A 21,407-nucleotide genomic window follows, 5' to 3' on the forward strand; every position below is an offset into this window, starting at 1 on the left:
CTAACTATTTAATTTAGCTATTCAGCAAAATAACCCGCTAGCTAGGCAATTAAACGAGCATGCAGTGAATCTTTAAGCTCAGAACGATCATGTTTTAGTTGGTGCATCGAGCCGTCATCAATGGGTGAATCTTTCAGCTCTAGTTTACGAATCTCTTTATCAAGGTTGTCGTATGTCTTCATATCTGCTGCAAAGCCATCGTCAGTTTTAGCAAGCTCAGCAATTTTGTCTTTCATTTCAGGAAATTCGTGAACAAGAGAGTGATTTTCACCTAGCATAGAAACCTCTTAAGTTGAGTAAAGTGATTGGTATTAAGCACATTTCATTATTAACCTTAGCAAGTGCTTCAAATAACAAATGAGATCCAGTACACAGCCTAGAATATAGACAATTCAGATTCACAAATTTACAAATTTACAAATTTACAACATCAGTCGGTGGGATACGCTGTTTTACATAGAAGAAAGCCTCGTGTAATCACAAGGCTTTTTATGGGGGTCTTTATAAGAACAGTGACAAAAATGATAATAACAGCAGCTAAAAAGGTGTTTCTGAAAAAGAGATTAACTACTACACCCACTCGTATCCACTTTATTCATTTGATCATGTGAAGATGTGTCAGAGCCTGTAGATTGGCATCCTGCCACAAACAATAGCGTTACAGATAAGATAAGCCATTTCATAATTAATCCTCTTTTAGTCATGACTAAAGCATAGTGCTTTTAAGTGCAGATACCTCAGTCATTAACTAAAGCCTTACCTAACGATAAAGCCTTGGTTAATGAACAAAGCATCGCTTCATTAATTAACGACCTGCTTTTGTACAAAAAACTTTCACTCAACTGAATAAAAATCGATCAAAAACTGAAAGAGGACAGTTGTGGATCCATGACGAGGATCTAAAAAACGAGTCGCTAAATGTTAGTCGCTCGTCGCCAAACGTACTGCCGCTTCAGAGTGAATTGCTGTCGTATCAAACAGTGGCACATCGGTATGTTGTTGCTGAATCAGCAGGGCGATTTCAGTACAGCCCAGAATAACGGCTTCAGCACCTTGCTGGCTTAGCTTCTCGATGATTTGACGATATACATCTCGAGACTCTTTTTTTACTTCGCCTCGACACAGCTCTTGATAAATGATGTTGTGCACTTTCTGTCGGTCACTCTCATCTGGAATCACAACATCGATACCAAACTTGTTAGTCAGGCGGCCTTTGTAGAAATCTTGTTCCATCGTGAAAGCCGTACCAAGTAATCCTACTTTCTTTACGCCCTGTTCAAGCAGCTTCTGCGCGGTGGTATCAGCGATGTGCAAGATAGGGATCGTGATCTTCTCTTCGATCTCAGGAACGACCTTATGCATGGTATTGGTACAAATCAGAATGAAATCAGCCCCACCCTTCTCTACCGATAAAGCCGCGTCCGATAAAATGTCGGCTGTCTCTTCCCAACGACCTTGATGTTGGAGCTTTTCTATCTCATCGAAGTTCACGCTGTACATACAAACCTTTGCAGAATTGAGCCCACCAAGGGTCGCTTTAATGCCCTCGTTGATGGATTTGTAGTAGCTTACTGTCGACTCCCAACTCATACCGCCGAGCAAACCGATCGTTTTCATGTTTCTATTCCTTTATTTTTTCGACTATCCGATTAAACCGTCATGAGTTAAGAACTTATAGTACGTTCTTGCTTATAGCGAGGCATTAAGCCTTCATTGTTTTTAAACGTTCATTCCAAACCGCTGATTTCAAAAACGTCCGCGAACAAAAAAGCTCGAATTAAAAATCCGAGCCTTTATGATTTGACCAAAGGTAAACTAAGCGTTAGTACACCTCACACCAATCTGATTTCATGTCGATCAGTGTCCAGTCATCTCTAGAGTTCGCTTCATCGAGTGCTTTATCTAATTTACCAACATGGGACTCACGATCGTACTTCCATTCTCGCTCGGCATCGGTATGGTGAACAATCATAGCCATTGAGTTGGGTTGGCTCGTTGCCCACTGCATCATCGCTTGGTCACCATCTGAGTTGCCTACTACTAAAATAGGCTTCTTACCGATGATATGCTGAATGTTAGTGACCTTTCCGGCTTTGTCATCAATCGTCAAAATGGACGAATTTTTGGTAACGATCGGCTTACCATCGTTGTAGCTGTAATTATATTTAAGCGCGCTGCCGATAATCTGCTCTGGCGGGATGTTATAAGCTTCTGGAGCCCACGCTCGCATAAAGTCAACGCCTCCGCCTGACACGATGTAAGTCTTAAAGTCATGCTCTTGTAGGTAAGTCAGCATCTCTTTCATTGGCTGATAAGTCAGGTCTGTGTAGGCTTTATTGAAACGTCCGTCTTTTGCTATCTCTAACCATTTCTCAACGTCTTGTTGGTATTGCTCAACAGTCATACCAGAATGTGTCGCCATAATGATTTTCAGTAACCCTTCTTCACCGCTACTAAGGACGCCCTCGATATCATTTTCAAGCACAAACTTAAAAGGGGCTTCGGTTTTCCATTCAGGGTGATCTGGTGCCATTTCTTTTACACGGTCTAACGCAAACGCCAATTGGAAGTAGTAAGGCTTTTCCGACCAAAGCGTACCGTCGTTATCGAACACGGCGATACGATCTTCAATCGCCACGAACGTATCAGACTCAGCTTTGGTGGTTTTCCCAACATAGTCGACGATAGCGGATTTGCTCTCACTATCTTTCCAAGAAGGCAGCAGATTAGGGTCACAGTCTTTAGCAAAAGACGAGAAAGAGAGACTAGATAAAATCGCGACAGATAAAAGGGTTATTTTCTTCATAGCAACTACCATGTTGTTGAATTAATTGTAGGGTTTAATTCAATTCATCCTAGTTGGTCTACTCTGATTTTCCACTTATGGACACTATAACCAATACTCATATTTCTATTGGAACAAACGTAAAACGAGGGTTAACCTCACGGCCAACCCTCGTTGTTTTGATGCTACATAGAACGCTTAAAAGCTAGGCGGGGTTCCCTCACCATTGGAAGCAATTGCATCAATTTGCACCAAAGCCCCCATAGGAACATCAGACACACCGATAACCGTACGCGCAGGTAATGGACCGTCAAAATAGTGCGTACAAACGTCATTAAGCACATCTAGATCTGCCATGTCTCTTAATTGGATATTCAACTTCACGATGTCATCCATCACGTGGCCAACACTTTCAATCACTTCTTTAATGTTATTTAGGCACTGCATCGTCTGCTCTTTTGCGCCTGTCGTAACAATTGCCCCAATTGTTGGGTCTAGCGGTAACTGAGCGGAGATATTGTTGTAGTGAGAAAAAGCCACGGTTTGCGTGGAGTGCCCACTGATTGGTGCAGCTTTGGTATTGTTTGCCTTAATCACTATTCCATGTCGATCTTCAACCGCTTGTGGCGGAGTGCCATCGCCGTGTGACACGATCGCATCCATCTGCACTAACGCTCCCATTGCTAGGCCTTCTACAACCGTCACCGAGCGCGCTGGCATGTAACCGACAGCCCTCGCAATCGCGGAATCCGGGAAGAAGGTGGTATACACTTCATTGACTGCTGCAAGGTCATCAAGGCTTCTCACATGGATATTCACTTTCACGATGTCATCAAACGGAACATCTACATTTTCCAGTATCGATTTGATGTTTTTGAGGCATTGAATCGCGTGCTCTTTTGCTCTACCAACAACGATGCTGCCCGATTGCGGGTCAATCGGTAGCTGAGCTGAAATGTGATTATAGTGAGAGAAAGCCACCGTCTGAGTCGATAAAGAACTGACTGGTGCGTGTTGAGTATTTCTTGCGATCTTTACTAACTCACAAGCCGCTTGTGGGTAAGTGCCTTCACCATTCGAGATCACTGCATCCATTTGTAAATGAGCACCTTCGAGCGGTAAATCAGCAACAGCGAGTGCCGTGTATGTTGGGACGTAGTGTTGGAAAAAAGACGCGTAGGTTCCATTAACTACATCGATATCTGCAATGTTTTTCAAGTATATATTTACTCTCACTACATCGTGCATATGGTGTCCAATGCTCTCCACAATCGCTTGAATGTTTAATAGGCACTGCTTTGTTTGATCTTCTAAAGAGCCAGAGATCAGGCTGCCTGTTTTAGGATCGGTCGGTAATTGAGCAGATAGGTTATTGTAGTGTGAAAATGCCACCGATTGTGTTGAGAAAGGGCTCAGCGGTGCATCTTCAGTGTTTCTTGAAACTTTAATAATATCGGCACTCATGTCGATACATCTCCTATTCGAGTATTGATGTCAGATAGAGCCAATCGGCCACGTGTTTATCGACATTTCAAAATAAAAGGCACAAAAATAGCCGAACCAATAAATCGTGATAAATACTGGTCCAGCTTAATTCACTTTAAACAGTGGAGGCACTGATGCCCCCACGAATAAACCTCTACAGCGTGCTTAGGAAGCTGCTGATTTTTTCTTCGTGATGCTTAACGGTTTCTTGTGTTGGGATAACCGCATCTTTGTGTGTGAAGTACACTAAAATTGCCATCTGCGCAGTGAGTCGGTTTTCGGCTTCATCGAACGCCACTGAGTATTCACTTTCTAGTGCGCCGCGAGTCACTTCTTCTTTGTCATTCGCAGGTAGGCAGTGCAGCAGCATTGCGCCTGGGCGAGCCTTAGCCATTAGCTCTTCAGTAATCACGTAGTTAGGCATGAATGCCGCAAGGCGCTCTTCCTTCTCATCCATTTGCGTGACCCAGTAGAAGCTATCGCCGTACACCACATCACAGTCACTGATGCGCTCTACATCATCAGTAATTTCAATCGTGCCACCAGACTCTTCACAGAAGTTCAGCGCCATGTCGATCCACTCTTGTTCCATTTGGTATTTCTTAGGACCAATTTGCTTAAAGCCCATACCGTACTTAGCACAAGTCAGCATCAGTGAACGGCACACATCCGTCGCGTCACCCATGAATGCTAAGGTGAGATCAGACAACTTACGTCCATCAGTGATGTGTTCTCTGATCGTATAGAGATCCGCAAGCATTTGAGTTGGGTGGAAACGCGTATCAAGGCCGTTGATCACTGGCACTGTCGACATTTCAAGTAGGCCATCGAGTGTTTCGGGGCTATTGGTACGAGCCATGATGATGTCGCACATACGCGATAAAACACGAGAAGTATCATCAATCGACTCTTTACCACCTAAGTGAATGTCTTTTGGTGATAGGAATAGTGCATGACCACCCAATAATGTTGCCGCCACTTCGAAAGAAACACGTGTACGAGTAGACCCCGCTTCGAAGATCATCCCTACTGACTTGCCTTTGAACAGTGGCGGAATAGCGTTGTCTTTGCGCGCCTGTTTCAGGTGAGTCATCAACTCCATCATGTTGTCCATTTCTTGAACAGAGAAGTCTTTCATGGAGACCATATGCTCTAGGTTTGCTTTGTTTAGTTCAGTTGCGCTAGAAGAAGGTAATTTCATAATAAGTTCCTATTTTTCATAATTTTGTGCGCGGTTCTTTCAAGTTCACTTTCATGGCGATTTGATTTTGAATACATGCCATCACTTTTAAGAACCGCTGCGTTTGGGATTAAATTGGTTTTTCTGTTGTAACTAAACTCTTGGTACTTGTTGGGTGATGCAGTGGATGTTGCCGCCACCTAACAAAATTTCTCGAGCTGGGACGCCATTCACTTCGTAGCCTGGATAAATGCCTTCCAAGATTCCGATAACATCGTTGTCGTAGCGTGGATCGAGCAACGGCAACACGATTTGGTTATTGGTAATCAGGTAATTGGCATACGACGCCGCTAAGCGCTCACCCGCTTCTCGCTCCATTCCGTCTGCGATATCGATACCTGCCGCTTCTTCCTCGGTCATGAAAAGAGGACCTGGCATTGGCAGCTTATGTACTTTTATCTGACGGCCTTTGGCATCAGTCTGACTGGTGATGTAGTCATAGGCTTCGTTGCTGATCTCATATTGAGGATCGTTCTTGTCATCGCACCATGTGAGAACCACTTCACCCGGCTTCACGACGTGGAGAATGTTGTCGACGTGGCCATTAGTTTCATCGTTATACAAACCACGAGGCAGCCAGATAACTTTCTCAACATTGAGGTGTTCACAAAGCACTTCCGTCAGTTCTTCTTTGCTCATATCTGGGTTGCGGCTTTCGTGTAATAGGCATTCTTCTGTTGTGTAGAGCGTGCCTTCGCCATCAACGTGAATTGAACCGCCTTCTAGTACTATTGGAGCGCGGTATCGAGAGTCACGAATGGTTTCACACATCTTTTGAGCGACTTGGTTGTCGCGGTTCCACGGTGAATACAATCCATCCACAAACCCGCCCCATGCATTGAATTCCCAATCCACTCCTCGGCGTTCACCGCTGTCATCAACAACATAAGTCGCACCGATGTCGCGCATCCAAGAGTCATCAGTCGAGATTTCCAATACTCGAATGTCCTCTGGTAAACGAGATACTGCGTTATCGTATTGGTCTGAACTCGCGAGCATGGTGACTGGTGTCGTATGGCTGATCTTGGTGGCAACATCAGCAAACACCGCTTGTGCTGGTTTTGCTCCATTGCGCCAGTTGTCGGTGCGCTCTGGCCAAGCCATCCAAATTTCGCTGTGTGGCTCGTGTTCCCCTGGCATTCTGAAGCCATCATGTTTTGGAGTGGTATCAATCAGTTTTTTCATCGTTATGTCCCTTAAATTATGCTTGAGCTTCTTTTTTATTTTGTGTCTCGGTCGTGTCGTTATCGTCTGAACCTTGCTGCTTCTTACGTTTTAGAGCGCCTAGAAGAATCCATTCACCAGCAAGGATGGTGGCAATCACACCAATCAAAACAGGTCCTGTGTATCCCCAATCTGCAACGGTTAAATCAAGAGCCTCAGGGAAAATAAACAAGATCACGGCTTGAAGGACGACCAAGAAACAAATAATCGACATCACCCATTGAGCCGCCATACCACCCGGAACTTTGAATGGGCGTTCGCGTTTACCATCAACCACTCGAAGCTTTAGGTATGCCGGGAACATGAACAGGTAAGGAAGTAAGAAAATGCAGCTGGAGAAGGCAAATATCGACCAGAACAGATCATCATTGCCCTGAGCAAACAGCGCGTAAGACAGAATGACGACCGTTGATACCGTACCAGTAATATTGTTTGCACCAACCGGGGAACCTTTCTCTGACACTTTCGCGACAGGGGCTGGAAGTTCACCTTCCTGAGCGGCTTCAGCAGCAGCTCGGCTGGCACCCATTGTCCAACTCACCATGTTGCCGATAAGCGTTAACAAAGCGAAAGTGCCGAAGATGTACACCATCGCTGTACCAACCACACCAGTGCCGAAAAGTGTTCTAAACGTATCGATAAGGCCAGACACCAAACCAATGCTTTCGACAGGTAGCGCCATCAAAATGCCTACCGTACCGAAGATGTATAAGAAAGCGGTGATACCGATAGAGAGGAAGACGGCCTTAGGCATATCACGAACGTCTTTCATTTCTTTAGTCATGGTCGCAACCAGTTCAAAACCCATTAGGTTGAACACAATCGCGGGTAAGAAAGAGACCGCAGAATCCAATGAAGGCATCATTGCGGGCAACGTAAACTCGTTGGCAACGCCGTTTTTCATTGCATAGATAAAGCCGCCCACACCCAATGTACTGATCACGATGATTTTTAATATAGCGCCAATATTTGTGACCCAAACACCGATGTCGGCAGACACATTACAAATCAAAACCGTTAGCCACGTCAGTAATATACAAATGGCGATTTGTCCCCATAAAGACAGATCTGGCATGAAGAGCTCAGCAAACATCCCTGCAAACATGATGTATACCGCGGGCATCCATAAACCAACGTTAATCCAGTAAAACCACGTTGTTCTGACTGCCCATTTAAAATTGAAGGCTTGTTTTACCCAATCGTATATCCCACCTTCACCTGGGTAAGTGGTACTCAATTCAGAAGTAATTAAGCCATATGGGATAACAAAGAAGACCAGCATTAACACCCACCAACCAATGGCACTGACACCAATACTGGCTGACGCGGTTAATGTGTCGACCACCAAAACTGCACACAGTGTAAAGAGTGCAATTCCCGTAACCCCCATTTTTCCTTGCGTTTCGTTACTCATCTCTTAGCTCCTTAATCTCTAATTCGGGATTAATTAAACGGCAAAGCGATGTAGTGAACTGGGATGAAAATTGAATATCGGTTTTACACAAACGAGTTCGGGGTAAAAACAAAATAAACCCAACAAATATTAGATTTATAATGCTAAAAGTCGGAATACTTGATTTTGGTCAATAACCATTCGATTAATAAATACATTTTCTATTTCAAAACCAAGATCACATATCTAGTTAATCTAGCGATAATTAGGACTTTCTGTGACATATAGGCGACTAAAAACATCAAATATTGAGCACAAATCGAATTGTGATTTTTATCCCCACGACACTGACAATATTTAAATACAATTCAAACCAACTTATTTGCACTGAGCAAAATATTATTTGGAGAGTTAAACATGTCGAAGCCTATTATTGTTGTTGCTGTCGGTGGGAACGCTTTACTACAACGTGGTGAAGTAATGAGTTGTGAAAACCAAAAAAAGAGCATCGCACAAACCGCCAGCTCTCTGGCTGAACTCAGTAAAGACTACCGTTTAGTGGTTGTGCACGGAAATGGCCCTCAAGTAGGGCTACTCTCATTACAAAACAATGCGTACAAAGATTGTCCTCCTTACCCATTTGATGTACTTGGCGCTGAGACTCAGGGAATGATTGGTTACCTTATTCAGCAAGGGTTGAATGCTGCGATTCAAGACCGCTTTACTACCACGATTCTGACTCGTATTGTGATTGACGAGAACGACCCTGCGATCGCCGACCCAACCAAGTTTATTGGCCCTGTCTATACAGAAGAACAAGCCAAACAACTCGCAGAAACCAACCAATGGATTGTGAAACCTGACGGCGCACACTGGCGTCGTGTGGTTCCATCACCTTCACCCAAAGAAGTATTAGAAATAAAAGCCATCAAAGACTTACTAGAAAATGAGCACCTAATTATTTGTGGTGGCGGTGGCGGTGCTCCAGTCGTCGAAAAAGATGGCGCTTATGTAGGTTTTGAAGCAGTAATCGACAAAGACATGACAGCGGCTCTTATCGCAGAAGAAATCGGCGCAGAACATTTACTGATCCTTACCGATGGGTCTCATGTTTGTTTAGATTGGGGAACACCCAAAGAAGAGAAGCTTGAAAACGTATCTGTTGCACAAATGAAGAAATACACATTCCCAGCAGGTTCTATGGGGCCGAAGGTAGACGCATGCTGTCTTTTTGTTGAAAAGACAAAACAACACGGACACATTGGTGATCTATCTAGCGCACTAGAGATCATAGAAGGTAAAACGGGGACACATATTAACGCCTAACATTGGGTTATCATGGTTTATATAAATAAAGGGTAATAAAGTCTAAGTTTTGGTATTCCAATTGGAACTTTGCTTGAAAACCCTTTATGTTTTTTGTGTTCCAAATAACAATGAGGATCATTAGATGCGCAAAGTAACCACCGAAGAAAAGTTAATTCGAATTCATGATGCTGTTGTGCAACTAATGGAACGCCGCGAAGCTACTGATATTTCAATGTATGATGTTGCTAAAGAGTGTGGAATGGCAACATCCACGGTTTATCATCACTACCCAAATATAGAGAACTTATTCCATAACTTGCTAGATGACGTATTTATTGATTTCGACTCTCTGCTAGGTAAATGTATAGATGCCGAGCATGTTAATCATTGGACTGACATCAACCGCATGATTGAAACAGCGTATGTTAATTATTACAACGATCACCCTATTGCCAAAAAGCTTATTTTGGGTCGTCATACGTTCACGGAGTTGGGTCATGCAGACACCGAGAATGACTTAATTCTTGGTAAAGAAGTAGAAACGATTTATCGACAGTTTTTTGATGTTCCTCAATTACCACAATCCATCAACGTCTTCGCTATCTCACTGCAAGTCGCTGATAAAATATACTCTTTGTCTTATCGCCAACATGGACACATCACCCCTGAACTGGCCAATGAAGCCGTTAGACTGACGGAATCATACCTTCAGTTATACATCCCTCACATTTGCCCTACAACAATGAAAAGCCAAACTCATTAGTCTTCGACAAAGGCAGTTTTTGAGGTTTACCCCAACCACAAATGTCGTTATGGTGATTTGTAAGACATCATAAAAACAAGGACTGTCTGAGAGTTATGAACAGCACGATTGAAACCATTCTGGGGCACCGCTCCATTCGTCAATATACAGATCAACCAATAGAGCAGCAGCAACTCGATTTAATTGTTCAGGCAGGCCTTGCCGCGTCATCATCGAGCTTATTACAGGCTGTTTCTATCGTGAGAGTGACAGACAAAGAGAAGCGAAAACTGCTAGCCGAATACGCAGGTAACCAAGCTTATGTTGAGAACGCGGCTGAGTTTTTGGTGTTCTGTATCGACTATCAACGCCACGCTCAAATCAACCCTGAAGTGAAAACCGACTTTACTGAACTGACCCTGATTGGCGCAGTCGATTCTGGCATCATGGCGCAAAACTGTATGCTGGCTGCGGAGTCTCTTGGTTTAGGTGGCGTGTACATCGGTGGCTTGCGTAACAGCGCGCAACAAGTCGATGAACTACTGGAACTTCCACAACACACGGCCGTGCTATTTGGTATGTGTTTAGGTCACCCTGCGCAGCAGCCTGAAGTCAAACCTCGCCTTCCTGCTCACGTGGTCATGCACGAAAATCAATACCAACCGTTGAGCTTAGATGAAATTGCCAGCTACGACGATTCAATGCAAAGCTACTACGCGAACCGCTCAAGCAATCAGAAGCAAAGCAGTTGGTCACAACAGATCACACAGAAGTTGTCTGGCGAATCTCGCCCGCACATTCTGCCTTACTTGAACAGTAAACAACTGACCAAACGATAGCTCGAGAACAGCTCTGAAGACAGAGAAAGGTTCAGAGAGGTTAGCTCCGTTTCGTCATCACAAACAAAAATGTCAGCGTATAATACGCTGACATTTTTCATTTCTGGGATACTGATACTCTTAGAGGTATTTCTCTATCGGCAACAGCTGCAGGAAGCCTGACTGCATTCGTTCCCACTTGCCTGTTTCTGGTTCGCTGTCCCAACTTTGCTCGCCTGAATACCAATACACGTCACCGTCTTCGAGTTCCAAGCGCCAACTGTTGTCTTCACCCATCGCTTGCTCGATGGTTTCAGCTAACGTTTCAGCAATATCTTTATTCTCGATGATCAAAACCGATTCAGTATTGAGGTAGGTAGAACGTAAGTTGAAGTTGAATGAGCCAATACTCGCGATGCTACGGTCAAATACAACTGATTTGGCGTGTAAACCATAGGCCGTCTCAGGCGCACATTTCGACACGTCTTGAGTTGAAGCTTCACATAGCTTGGATTCTGGTTTTAACTCAAACAGTTCGATGCCATGATCCAACATGTCGTAACGTCTGCCCGCATAAGCGGAGTGATTAGTCACAAGATCATTAGACGCCATAGAGTTAGTGAGCGCTTTTATCTCAACGCCCTTATTGTTCAATACCTGCCACTCTTCGAGTTGACCGTCATCGAATACAAGGTAAGCGGATTCAAGTAAGATCTCTTGCTTCGATTCACTTGCAAGCTGTCCTAAAAGAACCGCCGTTGCTTTCGGTTCATCGGTATTGTCTGAATCGATAGGCACTGGGCGATCATAAGCAAAACGAGCATTCACCCAAGTCATCTCATCAAGAGTATCTTTCAACAAGCTATCTGCCGCTTCACGATTTAATGGCAACTCTGGGTAGTTTTTGTATTGTGGAACAGTTATATCGTCAATCTTTGAAAGATCCGGTTGTTCTTCGTCACCTAACATATCGACAGGGTAAGACCAACGGCTGTCCCAATACTCAGTAAAGCTGGTTTGGATCGTGGTAACGACTGAGCCCATCACTAATACATCACGATCTCGGAAGTTGATCTCGTCAGAAAGGTCGAAATATTCATCACCAATATTACGTCCGCCAACCACAGACAAGATGCCATCTACGGTAAACGACTTATTATGCATGCGGCGGTTTAAGCGGGAGAAATCCCCAAGGAAGCTTAACCACTTACTAAAACCACGGCGTGTTGGTGTTGGGTTGAAGATTCGGATCTCGACGTTTTGGTGTGCATCCAGTGCCGATAATAGGCCTTCACGCTCGTTAAGGTTGATGTCGTCGAGCATCACTCGAACCTTAACACCACGATCAGCTGCGGCTAACAAACGACTCGCTAGGTACCTGCCTGATTCGTCAGAGTTCCAGATGTAATATTGAATATCGATGGTGTGTTCTGCACTTTCAACCAACGCCAATCGCTGCGCTAACGCATCCCAACCGGATTCTTGTAAACGAACAGCGGTAGTCGCCTGTTCTGATGCTGGTTGATATTCATCCGCTAAAACCGACAAAGTGCTTGGTCCATAAGAGGTGTACGGTTCTGCTGGGTGGTCGATGCCTTCTGGTAATGAAGAACAGCCGCCGAGAATAGCGACTAAAATTAAGGTTAAACTGATGCGTTGGAGCACAGGCATGTGTCTGACTTCCTTTTCACGGTAACGTCTTTAGAAACTGTCCCGACAGCTTTGCGACTCACAAGCTGTTCAGGTCTATTCATTGATTATTACTGCTAAAGCCTGAAATTTATAGGTAATTATCCAGTATAAATTTAAAGGTCAGTAAATAGTCTACAAATCACTTAAGTTGAGTCAGCGCCAAACAATATAAACTCAGCGGGTTTTCTACCATTTTGATGGTGAGTTCTGTTCTGTCTGGGTGATACTTCACCATTGTTTGGAGATCTAGTGTCATCGCTTGATTTCATACTAAAAGGCGCCACGACTTACCTTGATGAGATAGTGCAAACTCACTACTTACGTAAGCGTTAAAGCTGTTGTTGATCTAAAGGGCATGTAAGGATCAACACCGAAAACATTGTTCACGCTGCATAACCTTCATATCCCCTACCAAAACCTCCCCTAAAGTAGTAGCATTTATCGCATCTCATTCTTAATGGTATTTGTATATTATGAAGCTTTTAGTCGATCGCACTGGTGAACAGTTTTTAGAAATTCTGGAAGAGTCAGGAGATAAACTTACGGTTCAATTCATTAGCAATGAAGGCAATCGAAAAGGTAAACCGTTCCAAGATAGCTTGAGTGGATTATTCCTCACAGGTTGGAAGCCTCGCACGACCTCAACCGCGATTGGCTTAGAACGCTTTAAACAAGGAAAGTTGCAAGACCCTAAAGTCAGCTTCGCTTTGCATCAACTTTACCCACTAGGCAGAGACGTAAAATTGCCTTCTGGTGACATTGCGACCATCGCTAGTTACGCGAATACCCATGCCGACGGCTACTATATGTTTGTGCGCCTCAACGATGAGTTAACACGACTCAAGATTACACCCGATTGGGAACTGCAACCTTCCGTTCAAAGGTTAGCACTGCCTTATTACCCAGCGCCAAGAACCAAGGAAGAGCTCGACAACATTGACGATTTTGATGCGTGGGCAGGCGGTTTTTAAACAGAAAAGTGAGTAAACAATATTGAGATCACATCCTTCTATCAAACCTCAATACAAACATGCGCTCTCTACACATTGATACGAATACCCAACCTGAAACGACTCAAATAACGATTGGCAGTGTGCTGCTAAAGAATGTTTCATTGTTTCCTACAAGCTCAACCTTGGCTGTATAAAATCAATAAACGCCGAGATACGTCTAGAGACAGAAGACGATTTATAATAAACCGCATTCACTCGCTCTCGGTCTGTATTGGCAAGTTTATCTTGTTCCAGAATAGGGATTAAACGACCCGCTGCCATATCTTCCTGAACCATGAATCCCGATAAACAAGCAATCTCATTTCCAGCTAGTGCCAGTTGACGCACCGTTTCACCATTACTCGCTGTCACGGTAGGCGCGACATAACTTTGGTTTGGTAAAGGCCAATGGTTAAGCACTTTGTTCCCTGAAAAACCCACAATTTGATGCGAACTCAAATCTTCAGGTTTGGTGGGTAGCCCACGCTTAGCGAGATAATCAGGTGACGGCACAATATGGAGTAAGCTTTTTCCTAGCGGGCGAGCGTTCAATGTTGAATCGGACAATTTACCGATTCGAATCGCAACATCGGTTCTTTTTTCTAGAAGATCAACGAAGCCTTCGTTGGAAGTAAGTTCCAATTCAATGTCTGGATAAGCCTCTTTGAATGACTGCACCAACGGCACTAGCTGATGGAATACGAATGGACTGGCGGCATCGACTCTTAAACGACCTTTTGGCAACTCACCGCGCGACACGATTTCCTCTTCCGTGCTCTGGATCATCTGCAACCCCAATCTTACTGAATCGACAAACTGACGCCCTTCCTCCGTCAATTCCACGCGTCTCGTTGTTCGGTTGAACATTGCTGCCTTCAACGTAGGTATTGCATTAGGCTCGTGGGGTGGTGGTTTGATTGTTGCTAAGTCTGGATTAATGAACACCCCTTGGGTAGGTGCTGTGATTGTTTTGATCGCCCTTGTTCTGACTCGATTCAGTGGTGCGTTAGATAATAGAGGCCAAAAAACAAGCACCACTATTCAAAATATCTAGTTGTTCACACTGAAAATAAAGTGGTGAATAGACCTATCTATTCGCAATTCCCTTTATTGGAAATCACCCTTACCAAAAAGTGTGCCAGCAATAACTAATATTAGATAATCAACGTTGCTCCAGAAATAGTAATAGCGGATATTATTAAATAATTAATTTTAATACCAATTAGTTATTTAATTTATTTTTTAATAATTTACCCACTAACTTTGATTTGGATCAAAACCAATTGTTAATAATGTAAAACTTTCAAATCAAAGCTATATTATTTATTTTTCACCCAATTGGGTGATGATAAAGTCGTCAATTATTGACTAATATCTAGATGAGATAGTAAAAAATAAGACAATATAAAACTATCCACTTGCTGTAAGCTTAAGGAATGAGAGATGCAGATATCAGAAAACACTATTACGTTGGGTCATGGATTTAATAAATCCCCTTCTGAATTTGAAGAAGAAATTAAAGATAGCCTCACAGGCATTGGGATTGAACATGCCACTTTAGTTATCATATCAAAAAGCAAAAACCCTGTTTTCAAATATATCAAAAGCACTAATGGACGAATTTCTATCTCAAAACGAGTGACAGAGAAGCTTGACTCTTACCTGTCTTTGATCTCAATGAACAAAAAAGGTCAATTATTCCATAATCAAGATACAATAATCGAAAATCGAATTTTTGATCATCGAGATCTGTCAATCCTTGAACATGCTCTAAATAACTACTCAATCACAGATGAACTTTCTTACAATTATGAGATCGTCATTATTTTTCACAGCATCAATGCACTAAAACCAGAAGAACTCCGTCTACTTGAGCTCATCTGTGACATCACGATCGCTTGGGCAAATTCTAGGATAGCTCACCATACAATGTTACTGCATTGGAACCGCTACGCAGAGCCTACAATCACAGACCTTCCCCCAATTCTTACAAAGTCAGAACTTGATGTTTTAGAACTAATAATCAAGGGGTTAACGGGGTCAGAAGTGGCGCAAGTACGCAGTGTCTCCAAAGAGACAGTAAGAACCCAAATCAAAAGTATTCTTCACAAAACACAATGTAAAAACCAAAACCAACTGATATCTCGATTTGGACAAGGACAGTGGCTCACAAGCCCTTCAATACGTTCTGCCTATATCTAATTCGCTTCTGTTGCCAGGGAAGGCTCAAAGTATGCAAAATAATCGACCAGCACCTTACACATGCTTGATCACTCGCAGCAATACCTTGTCGCGAGTAATCCGAGATTTATTGAAACTTTCTTTCCCACTCAATCAACTTCAAGTTATCGAATCGTATTCTGAACTTGATCTTGAGTATAAAGGCATTGTGCTTTTAGACAGAAGTACGATACCGATGCCGGACAAGTGTGGTGTTTCCATTATCAATAGAAAAGATAAGTGGATCGCCATCAATATTAAATGCAGTTCTTGTTACGATTACCTAAAGTTTGGTTTTTTTGGCCAAATAGAAGTGAATCATTTTGAATTTATTCCAAAAGCCATTAAATCTGTTCAAGAAGGAGAGCTTTGGTTTCCTAGACATATTATGGAAAGCTTTATTATTGACCTTTGCATCAATAGTACTTATAAAAAATCGTATTCCATCACAGAAAAAGTAACATCAAAGTTTTTTTTAACAAAGAAAGAGCAAAGAGTCTTTGAATTAATGATTCAAGGATTTTCAAATATACAAATAGCAAACGATACAAATGTCAGCATAAATACAGTAAAAACACACGCTTACAATGTGATGTCCAAGTTGAATGTACATTCTCGACATGAACTATTCGCTAAAGCTCATGAATTAACCTTTTAAAACTAGCACTGTTTTCATACTTATTTATTCGATATATCACCCCTCGTTGCGAGGTATGTTTTTAAAATCCTAATTACTATGTATTTGTTGTCTGGAATAACAAGAGTAATGAGGGAATAATTATGAAAAAATTAATATTAGCGGTAGCAGTAGCCGGTGTCATGTTCAGTGTAAATAGTTTTGCTAGTGGTGGTTCAGGTGGGACCAAGTTAGAAGCTAATGTAGTTCAGTTTGGTGGCGCAACTAGCGCCCTACTCACCAATGCAAGTAACACTGATGGAGCACACATTCGCATGGAAGGCACGATTCCACAACGTTGTGTACTCAACTTAAAGTCAGCACAAGCCGGAGAGTTTGTGAATGGCGATATCCACTTAACGAACATGTTGGCAGATAGCAAGAATTTGCTCCCAGGGCTAACTGCTAGTAAGCCAATTGCAAGCCTTCGCGCGTGGTGTAACTACGGAAAATCAATGGAAGTCGATATGACAGCCACACCTTTCAAAATGACTCGTTTTGGCATGGCCATTGGTAAAGAACGTATCGATTACACGCTACAAGCAAATCAAACTGACATTTTCGATACAAGCAATGCAAGTGATGGTTTGTTTGGTCATACGACAGGTAACTTCCAAGTTAAATGGAGTGGCGAACACCAACAAGCAAGAATTGCAGAAGTTCCTCTTAGTATTACTACAGAGGGTGCAGCTCTAGCAAGAGCCGGTAATTATCGCTCTACAGTGTATGTGAAACTCCAAGCGAAAACTTGTCATCGCATGTGTGGATTTTAGCTCATAAATTAGAGCCCGCAAACGTGGGCTCGTTTTACCTAGGAAGGGTTTTATGAAAAACATTACTTTATTTATCAGTCTGCTACTCTTCCACACCGCCGCTTTCAGCTACGAAATTACCCCCATGTATCAAGAAATGAACGAATTTGGAGGAAAGGCTCTCTCAAGCTATACGATCAATAATCCTCAAGACCGCTCACTTCCAATTGAAGTTGTGGTGTATGACGTAAGTTACGATGAAACCGGTGAGGTGCTAACGCTTAATGAGGATAGTTTTCTCATTTTGCCTCCTCAAATAATGGTAGATCCACAAAGTTCTCAAAAAATTCGGGTGCGCTATATCCCTAGCGATGCTCTCACAATGACCAAACTGTACCGAATCGAATTCAACGAACTAGAAGTTGAAGGGCCTGAAGATAGTGACAGTAAAATAAAAACACTTCTTAGTTTTTCGACCTTAGCTTTTGTATCTCCTAACTCAATAAAGCCGACTATGAAGCCCTCGATTAAAGACAGGAACATAGTGGTAGAAAACACCAGCCAAGTCTTAGTGAACTTGCTTCATTCAGTATTCGAACTTCAAATGAATGGCGAGAAAAAAGACCTACCTTGGAGCCAAATAGACACTAAGACAAGTGGTTACTTAATGCCTGGCGCCACCGCCTATTACCCTATTCCAAACGAGTTCAAAAAAGTCACTGGTATCACCATTAAAAAAAATGATTAACACTGAACCACCGGCTTCTACACGAGCTTTATTGGGAGGTAAACATGAGCCGATACTACACAGTTCTTCTGTGCGTCTCTCTATGTTTGCTAACCCAACCTCACGCCTTTTGCGCGGATTGGCTATTTCCATTCCCAATCAACTATTTGGGCTCAACTGTGGGCGATATCGATGCTTTCTCTGATGGCAAAACTATCTCCAAAGTTCATACTGTTCAACTGCATACACTGATTGGTTCAGCGCTTACAAATGAAGTATCAGGTAAGTTATCTTCGTACAACGACACTTTTATTTCAGTTGAAACACTAAAAGATTGGGGCGTGTTGCTCTCCTTCTCATCGTCTGACATGTCAATCTCATTATCTTTCGTTCAAGATGCACGAAAAGAGCAAGCGCTAAGTTTCAGCGCCCCTTACTCTCCTCCCATTTATTCCACGTCGGCCTTCTTCACCAACATCAATAACTTTAACTTTGGCCTATCTGATACACGAGGAGTTGAGACTCAAAGTGAAGAACAAAAGTGGAATATAGAGTGGGTCTCTACAGGGAACTTTGCTGGTGCACGAGGAGTTAATTATAAACTTTCAGGCTATTTTGATGGTGGCACCGATGAGGAACAAACTTTCTATCGTGGTGATATATCGGCCTTTATTGATCGTGCAGAAATCCCTTATCGAGTGACTTTTGGCGACCAAGTCAACAGCACTTCAGGTCACCTGCCTAGCCAGCAATTTGGCGGAATCGGGTTCGAACGTAATTACTCAGCATTACAACCGAATCGCAGTATTCAGGTAGGAGGCACTCAAGCCTTAGTGCTTGAAGAGTCTGCCGATATCGAACTGTACATTAATGGTTCTTACGTGACAGAGTTTCGACTTCCACCAGGACGTTACATGCTCGATAACTTGCCGCTGTCTTCAGGTAGCAACGACGTTCGTTTAGATATTGAATATCAATCAGGAAGACGAGACTCCATTCTCTACAGCGTGTTCTACAATTCAAAACTGCTTAAAGAGGGTATATCTGACTTTGGCGTGTATTTTGGTGCTCCTTCAGAAATAGCAGACAGCCACTATAAGTACGATACCCAAAGTTTAATCACCAGTGCCTATTATGACTATGGCTTAACCGAACACTTAACGCTTGGGTTAAATGGCTTTTATCATAAAGACGGATTCATACTGGGAGGGATCTCTACGTTTGGTACCCCCATCGGTAATCTTGGCTTTCGACTATCAGGCAGCCAATCGAGTGAATATGATGAAACCGGTTATATCGCAAGCATCGATTATGCCGCCTCGCTCTGGGATCAAAACAATTACAGTGCCCCCAACTTACGTATCGCGCTTGAATCTTATGATACCTATTCCTATCAACCCTGGACGGAAGAAGGAACGACAGGCCATTCGGCAGCTGTCAGCTATACCTTAAGCATTACCGATGATGTTTACTTATCCCTCTCATATAACCTTGATAAACAGAATGGTTTCGATACGGAATGGACCGCAGAAGCCTCAACGTCTTGGTCTTACTCCAATGTGGTGATTGGTTTAGGTATCACTCATGAAGAAGACCCAAACGAGGGAATTTCGAACACAGAGGGGATCGTGTCTGTCGATTGGACATGGAGTTCTGATGACGGCCAATATACCGCAGATGCAGGATATGCCAGCGATACTGAGATCTTACGAGCAAGCTTCAGTAAGCCAAGTAAAAACCAAGTCGGCCAATATGGCTATTCTCTAGCTGCTGATATCGAATCAAGCCAAGGACAGTACCAATTACGTGGTGACTACATAGGCAACCGGGTTAGATATGATGGAGATATTACTTATTACAACTCGACCAATACCGAAGACACTGTAGTCACCTCGTTTAGACCCAGCACAGCATTCACGATTAGTGACAGCAATCTCTCTTGGTCACGCCCAATATACGGTGCGGCGGCTTTAGTGCAAGTTCATGAAAGCTTAGAGTCGGATGCCCTGATAAATAGCGATGAAGACGCGCATGCAGAAGCGATTTCTCAGCAAGGTTACCCCAATGCTATCAGCCTCTCTACAGCCCATATCACTCAGAGTTTTACTGTTGATGCGCCAGATGCACCTGTTGGTTATGACATCGGCAATTATATGTACAACATCACCCCAGGCGCCTATACCAGTCATCTCATCACCGTTGGGTCCAATAAATCTAAAACCATAATAGGCAAGTTACTGCTAGCTAACGGTCAACCGCTTGCGTTAACTCAAGGCTATTTAACCGATCTCGATGACACATCTTATCCATTCTTCACCAACAAAGGCGGAAGGTTCGTTATTGAAGGCATAGGCAGCGGTGATTATCGAATCGAAACGATCAACTCCGACGCAACGGGGAGCATCAGCATCCCTGAATCAGACGATAACCTGTTGAGGCTTTCTGATATTCAACTAAAACAAGGAGCAAACAATGTTCAAAGTACCTCCAATGAAAAAAACTAATTGCCTGCTCACATTATGCATTCTCTGGCTGCCTTCACCATTGCTAGCACAGAGTTGCAACGGAGTATGGAGCTTAACCCAACTTAACAATGGTCCGATTGAGTTTGATAAATCGGGATTTGCGAAAATTCAATACGAGCTCAAAAAGCTACGCACTCAAAGCGGCGAATGTTCATTAAAATCGGTTCGGTTGAAAATCCTCAATACACAGGACAAAAATGGACCTTATTTCGTCAACCAAAGCCAAACATTACTTGCTTACGATCCCAAAGAACGAGAGTACTTGCTATACGCAAAATACAATTCTCCGGTCCGTTTTTACTTGGTCGACCCGAGAGCAAAAATTAACTACGCTGCAAGATACATCGTACCTTTTATTGCCAAGCTCAAGTATGAGGACAACCCAGTATCAACGCTAACAAGTACCGCGACTTACAAGATAAAGTCTTTCGTTACCTTTGATTGGTCAGGCCGTGGGAACAACATTCACCGCTCAGCAACTGGATACAGTTGGCAACTCGGTGAACTATATAGTGGCAAGCGCTATCAAGCGGACTTTGTGATCCGTTCTAATTCTCAAACAGAGCTTTGGGTTAAACCTCGACATGGCAAACTGATCAACATTCAGAACCCTGATTGGACTATTACCTATCAGCTTACCGCCGATGGGATAGAGGTCTCTAGATTGCACCGTATGACATCCATAAAAACCTATAATCGCGGTCAGCACATCATTCCTTTTTCACTCTCGATCACTGACAACACCAACCTGTCACGAGCAGGAAGTTACCGCGACGAATTACATATCCAAGTGAAAGCGATAGACCCTATTTACTAAAGTAGCGCAGT

The 21,407-nt window shown here is 43.1% G+C and carries 18 protein-coding genes and 2 pseudogenes; 11 read left to right on the forward strand and 9 right to left on the reverse strand.

The features are described from left to right. Nucleotides 1–41: 41 nt before the first annotated feature. The 7 genes from QWZ07_RS04605 to QWZ07_RS04635 form a co-directional block, all read right to left on the reverse strand. Nucleotides 42–278 (reverse strand): HP1242/YdcH family protein, encoded by a 237-nt coding sequence (locus tag QWZ07_RS04605; protein WP_012600119.1) that lies wholly within the window; start codon nucleotides 276–278, stop codon nucleotides 42–44. Nucleotides 279–921: 643 nt separating this feature from the next. Next, the gene (locus QWZ07_RS04610; protein WP_192853633.1) at nucleotides 922–1,617 is read right to left on the reverse strand and encodes an aspartate/glutamate racemase family protein; all 696 of its coding nucleotides are present in this window, start codon (nucleotides 1,615–1,617) and stop codon (nucleotides 922–924) included. A gap of 205 nt (nucleotides 1,618–1,822) precedes the next feature. Then, nucleotides 1,823–2,806 (reverse strand): HAD family hydrolase, encoded by a 984-nt coding sequence (locus QWZ07_RS04615; RefSeq protein ID WP_192853632.1) that lies wholly within the window; start codon nucleotides 2,804–2,806, stop codon nucleotides 1,823–1,825. Nucleotides 2,807–2,983: 177 nt separating this feature from the next. Continuing rightward, nucleotides 2,984–4,249, reverse strand: a complete 1,266-nt coding sequence (locus tag QWZ07_RS04620; RefSeq protein WP_192853631.1) for a RidA family protein — start codon at nucleotides 4,247–4,249, stop codon at nucleotides 2,984–2,986. Between the two features lie 175 nt (nucleotides 4,250–4,424). Beyond that, nucleotides 4,425–5,471: an ornithine carbamoyltransferase gene (gene argF / locus QWZ07_RS04625; RefSeq protein ID WP_192853630.1), complete on the reverse strand. Its 1,047-nt coding sequence runs from the start codon at nucleotides 5,469–5,471 to the stop codon at nucleotides 4,425–4,427. Nucleotides 5,472–5,603: 132 nt separating this feature from the next. Further along, nucleotides 5,604–6,695, reverse strand: coding sequence for an agmatine deiminase (aguA, locus tag QWZ07_RS04630; RefSeq protein WP_192853629.1), 1,092 nt, complete (start codon nucleotides 6,693–6,695; stop codon nucleotides 5,604–5,606). A gap of 16 nt (nucleotides 6,696–6,711) precedes the next feature. After that, nucleotides 6,712–8,148: an APC family permease gene (locus QWZ07_RS04635; RefSeq protein ID WP_192853628.1), complete on the reverse strand. Its 1,437-nt coding sequence runs from the start codon at nucleotides 8,146–8,148 to the stop codon at nucleotides 6,712–6,714. A gap of 396 nt (nucleotides 8,149–8,544) precedes the next feature. On the opposite strand from QWZ07_RS04635, the gene arcC reads away from it, so the two are divergent. From arcC to nfsA, 3 genes are all read left to right on the forward strand, one after another. Next, complete coding sequence (gene arcC, locus QWZ07_RS04640; RefSeq protein WP_192853627.1) at nucleotides 8,545–9,453, forward strand: carbamate kinase; 909 nt, start codon at nucleotides 8,545–8,547, stop codon at nucleotides 9,451–9,453. 124 nt (nucleotides 9,454–9,577) lie between these two features. Then, nucleotides 9,578–10,198 carry a TetR/AcrR family transcriptional regulator gene (locus QWZ07_RS04645; RefSeq protein WP_192853626.1) on the forward strand — a complete coding sequence of 207 codons (621 nt, stop codon included), beginning with the start codon at nucleotides 9,578–9,580 and terminating at the stop codon, nucleotides 10,196–10,198. 95 nt (nucleotides 10,199–10,293) lie between these two features. Further along, nucleotides 10,294–11,016, forward strand: coding sequence for an oxygen-insensitive NADPH nitroreductase (nfsA, locus tag QWZ07_RS04650; RefSeq protein WP_017087636.1), 723 nt, complete (start codon nucleotides 10,294–10,296; stop codon nucleotides 11,014–11,016). A 120-nt stretch (nucleotides 11,017–11,136) separates the two neighbouring features. Here the strand turns inward: nfsA and QWZ07_RS04655 are convergent, their stop codons facing one another. Then, nucleotides 11,137–12,666, reverse strand: coding sequence for a phospholipase D family protein (locus QWZ07_RS04655; RefSeq protein WP_192853625.1), 1,530 nt, complete (start codon nucleotides 12,664–12,666; stop codon nucleotides 11,137–11,139). Nucleotides 12,667–13,160: 494 nt separating this feature from the next. Between QWZ07_RS04655 and QWZ07_RS04660 the strand changes: the two genes are divergently transcribed. Next, nucleotides 13,161–13,658, forward strand: coding sequence for a hypothetical protein (locus QWZ07_RS04660; protein ID WP_102382762.1), 498 nt, complete (start codon nucleotides 13,161–13,163; stop codon nucleotides 13,656–13,658). Nucleotides 13,659–13,808: 150 nt separating this feature from the next. On the opposite strand, the pseudogene QWZ07_RS04665 reads toward QWZ07_RS04660, so the two are convergent. Continuing rightward, nucleotides 13,809–14,558: pseudogene (locus QWZ07_RS04665) on the reverse strand (LysR substrate-binding domain-containing protein); the annotation flags it as partial. Between QWZ07_RS04665 and QWZ07_RS04670 the strand changes: the two are divergent. The 7 genes and pseudogenes from QWZ07_RS04670 to QWZ07_RS04700 all read left to right on the forward strand — a co-directional run. Further along, nucleotides 14,539–14,733: pseudogene (locus tag QWZ07_RS04670) on the forward strand (MFS transporter); the annotation flags it as partial. The pseudogenes QWZ07_RS04665 and QWZ07_RS04670 sit on opposite strands and share 20 nt — an antisense overlap. A 389-nt stretch (nucleotides 14,734–15,122) precedes the next feature. After that, nucleotides 15,123–15,881, forward strand: coding sequence for a helix-turn-helix transcriptional regulator (locus QWZ07_RS04675; protein ID WP_192853624.1), 759 nt, complete (start codon nucleotides 15,123–15,125; stop codon nucleotides 15,879–15,881). 31 nt (nucleotides 15,882–15,912) lie between these two features. Further along, the gene (locus tag QWZ07_RS04680; RefSeq protein WP_065111565.1) at nucleotides 15,913–16,557 is read left to right on the forward strand and encodes a response regulator transcription factor; all 645 of its coding nucleotides are present in this window, start codon (nucleotides 15,913–15,915) and stop codon (nucleotides 16,555–16,557) included. A 122-nt stretch (nucleotides 16,558–16,679) separates the two neighbouring features. Then, nucleotides 16,680–17,348, forward strand: a complete 669-nt coding sequence (locus QWZ07_RS04685; RefSeq protein ID WP_076671095.1) for a hypothetical protein — start codon at nucleotides 16,680–16,682, stop codon at nucleotides 17,346–17,348. A gap of 52 nt (nucleotides 17,349–17,400) precedes the next feature. Continuing rightward, nucleotides 17,401–18,075 (forward strand): fimbria/pilus periplasmic chaperone, encoded by a 675-nt coding sequence (locus QWZ07_RS04690; protein ID WP_048609919.1) that lies wholly within the window; start codon nucleotides 17,401–17,403, stop codon nucleotides 18,073–18,075. Between the two features lie 44 nt (nucleotides 18,076–18,119). After that, nucleotides 18,120–20,558, forward strand: coding sequence for a fimbria/pilus outer membrane usher protein (locus QWZ07_RS04695; protein WP_192853623.1), 2,439 nt, complete (start codon nucleotides 18,120–18,122; stop codon nucleotides 20,556–20,558). Beyond that, nucleotides 20,527–21,396 (forward strand): hypothetical protein, encoded by an 870-nt coding sequence (locus QWZ07_RS04700; protein WP_192853622.1) that lies wholly within the window; start codon nucleotides 20,527–20,529, stop codon nucleotides 21,394–21,396. Before QWZ07_RS04695 ends, QWZ07_RS04700 begins: the two co-directional genes overlap by 32 nt. Nucleotides 21,397–21,407: the final 11 nt, after the last annotated feature.

Origin of the sequence: Vibrio lentus (assembly GCF_030409755.1) — a bacterium.
GTDB lineage: Bacteria > Pseudomonadota > Gammaproteobacteria > Enterobacterales > Vibrionaceae > Vibrio > Vibrio lentus.

Excerpts from the sequence above, each read along its gene's own strand:
- QWZ07_RS04605 (WP_012600119.1), bottom strand. The coding sequence starts at position 278 with ATGCTAGGTGAAAATCACTCTCTTGTTCACGAATTTCCTGAAATGAAA.
- QWZ07_RS04610 (WP_192853633.1), bottom strand. The coding sequence starts at position 1,617 with ATGAAAACGATCGGTTTGCTCGGCGGTATGAGTTGGGAGTCGACAGTA.
- QWZ07_RS04615 (WP_192853632.1), bottom strand. The coding sequence starts at position 2,806 with ATGAAGAAAATAACCCTTTTATCTGTCGCGATTTTATCTAGTCTCTCT.
- QWZ07_RS04620 (WP_192853631.1), bottom strand. The coding sequence starts at position 4,249 with ATGAGTGCCGATATTATTAAAGTTTCAAGAAACACTGAAGATGCACCG.
- argF (WP_192853630.1), bottom strand. The coding sequence starts at position 5,471 with ATGAAATTACCTTCTTCTAGCGCAACTGAACTAAACAAAGCAAACCTA.
- aguA (WP_192853629.1), bottom strand. The coding sequence starts at position 6,695 with ATGAAAAAACTGATTGATACCACTCCAAAACATGATGGCTTCAGAATG.
- QWZ07_RS04635 (WP_192853628.1), bottom strand. The coding sequence starts at position 8,148 with ATGAGTAACGAAACGCAAGGAAAAATGGGGGTTACGGGAATTGCACTC.
- arcC (WP_192853627.1), top strand. The coding sequence starts at position 8,545 with ATGTCGAAGCCTATTATTGTTGTTGCTGTCGGTGGGAACGCTTTACTA.
- QWZ07_RS04645 (WP_192853626.1), top strand. The coding sequence starts at position 9,578 with ATGCGCAAAGTAACCACCGAAGAAAAGTTAATTCGAATTCATGATGCT.
- nfsA (WP_017087636.1), top strand. The coding sequence starts at position 10,294 with ATGAACAGCACGATTGAAACCATTCTGGGGCACCGCTCCATTCGTCAA.
- QWZ07_RS04655 (WP_192853625.1), bottom strand. The coding sequence starts at position 12,666 with ATGCCTGTGCTCCAACGCATCAGTTTAACCTTAATTTTAGTCGCTATT.
- QWZ07_RS04660 (WP_102382762.1), top strand. The coding sequence starts at position 13,161 with ATGAAGCTTTTAGTCGATCGCACTGGTGAACAGTTTTTAGAAATTCTG.
- QWZ07_RS04675 (WP_192853624.1), top strand. The coding sequence starts at position 15,123 with ATGCAGATATCAGAAAACACTATTACGTTGGGTCATGGATTTAATAAA.
- QWZ07_RS04680 (WP_065111565.1), top strand. The coding sequence starts at position 15,913 with ATGCAAAATAATCGACCAGCACCTTACACATGCTTGATCACTCGCAGC.
- QWZ07_RS04685 (WP_076671095.1), top strand. The coding sequence starts at position 16,680 with ATGAAAAAATTAATATTAGCGGTAGCAGTAGCCGGTGTCATGTTCAGT.
- QWZ07_RS04690 (WP_048609919.1), top strand. The coding sequence starts at position 17,401 with ATGAAAAACATTACTTTATTTATCAGTCTGCTACTCTTCCACACCGCC.
- QWZ07_RS04695 (WP_192853623.1), top strand. The coding sequence starts at position 18,120 with ATGAGCCGATACTACACAGTTCTTCTGTGCGTCTCTCTATGTTTGCTA.
- QWZ07_RS04700 (WP_192853622.1), top strand. The coding sequence starts at position 20,527 with ATGTTCAAAGTACCTCCAATGAAAAAAACTAATTGCCTGCTCACATTA.